We start from the raw sequence: 1,755 nt of genomic DNA on the forward strand, positions 1-1,755 counted from the left end.
GGGACTGAAGCTTTCCTGTGAACCCTCGGCCATCGGTGAGGAGTTCCAGATGAATTACCCGTTGGCGGTTCGTGAGCGTGCCGTCGAGCTTTACGGCAAGGGTCTAGAGCCGCAGCAGGTACGCGCCCGTTTGCGTGAGGAAGGTGTCGATCCTGTTCCCTCGGCGGCGTCGATTTGGCGGTGGGCAGTTGATGCTGAGCACGGTGTTGAGGTGGATCATCGCCGGCGCAGCCCGAGTGAGATCGCCGCAGCGGTGCGGGCGGCCTTGACCTCGCCGGGGTCGCTGCGGGAGATAAGCCGGCAAGTTGGTGTGTCGCCGACTGCGTTGTCGATTTGGGTCCGCAGTTTCGCTCCCGACGAAGAGACGCGGCGTGGGATGAGCCCTGAGCAGCTAGAGCAGGCGACACTGTGGCGTGTGGAACAACATAAACGCCGCCCGCGCAAAAGCGCATCGCCGCAAGTTTCCAAGCCGTCTAGCGCTAAGGCTGCCAAGATTGCCAGTGAGCAGCACGTGACGCAGCTCGATGATGCTGCGTTGCCGGATGATCCCGAAGAGCTTAAGGCGATGTTGCGCCACGAGCGGTTTCTTCGGCTTGCGGATAGGGCCTTGTTCGAGGCTGCGATGGAGTCAGAGGGAAAAGCCCCAGCCCGGAGACGTTCGACAGCGTGGTCGTCGCTCAAGCTGTTCAGCGACTCCGGGCGCACGGATACCAAGTGAAAGCCAGCTGCGAGCACTTCGGGTTGAACCCGAGCACCTACAAGCATGCGTGCCGGCGGTTAAAGTACCCGACGTCGAAGCGCAAAGCTGCCGCAGCGGCGGTCATCGCGGTGTCGAAAGCGAGCAACGGCATCTACGGCTACCGCAGGATCTTGGCGCTGTGCAGGCAAAACGGGTGGACGATAGGTGAGAAAACAGTACGCGCCATCATGTACGAAGAAAACCTCACCCCGAAGTCCAAGCGCGCCATGAGGTACCGCTCCTACAAAGGAGAAAACGCCCACCGGCCGGCGAATAAGCTGCTCATCGGGGACCTGGATGAAGCAGCGGCCGCAGATGTCGTTGTCTCGCAGGGCTACTCGCGCGAAGCACGCAGGCGTCGCGCTGCCCTTGAGCCCGATTTGGTTCACGACTTCTACGCCGATAAACCGAACGAGAAGTTCGGCACCGACGTCACTGAGTTCGCCTGCCGAGACGGCAAGGTCTTCTTCAGCCCCCTTATCGACTTCCATGACAATCTGCCCGTCGTCTACACCATGGGCACCAGCCCGAACGCCGCGCTGACGAACACCATGCTGGAGGCTGCGTTGGCAACCTTCCAGCCCGGAACCAAGCCGGTCATCCACTCTGACCGCGGGTGGGCCTACCGCCACCCGGAATGGGTCAGCATGCTCACCGACCCGACCCACGACCAGGCAGCATGCGACACCTGCGACCCGGGCAAACCCTGCGACAACGCCTGGGTTGCGATCCCATCGTTGTCGCGAGTCGGCAAAAGCGGCGATAACGCCAGGGTGGAAGGATTCTTCGGCCTGCTCAAAAGGGAGCTCTACGCCGCCGGCATCAACTCCGAAAAGATGGGCACAGAGGACTTCATGGACTATCTTGAAACCCACCTGGACTGGTTCGTCTACGAAAGGCTAACCACACACCCAGGTAAGGGCTATACAACCCTGGCAGAGCGACGCGCTCTAGCCACAGCTATCTAACAAACACGACTAGATGGCCACAGAGGTTCACAGGAAAGCCGCAGTCCC

The 1,755-nt window shown here is 61.1% G+C and carries 2 protein-coding genes; both read left to right on the forward strand.

Annotated elements, in window-relative coordinates; all coding sequences use genetic code 11:
* A partial coding sequence (locus tag M5J20_RS11280) for a transposase (protein WP_253579620.1) occupies positions 1-718 on the forward strand: 718 nt, incomplete at its 5' end.
* Positions 715-1,707, forward strand: a complete 993-nt coding sequence (locus tag M5J20_RS11285) for a DDE-type integrase/transposase/recombinase (RefSeq protein ID WP_253579622.1) — start codon at positions 715-717, stop codon at positions 1,705-1,707. The genes M5J20_RS11280 and M5J20_RS11285, both read left to right, overlap by 4 nt.
* Positions 1,708-1,755 lie beyond the last annotated feature (48 nt).

Source organism: Corynebacterium stercoris (assembly GCF_024160105.1).
GTDB lineage: Bacteria > Actinomycetota > Actinomycetes > Mycobacteriales > Mycobacteriaceae > Corynebacterium > Corynebacterium stercoris.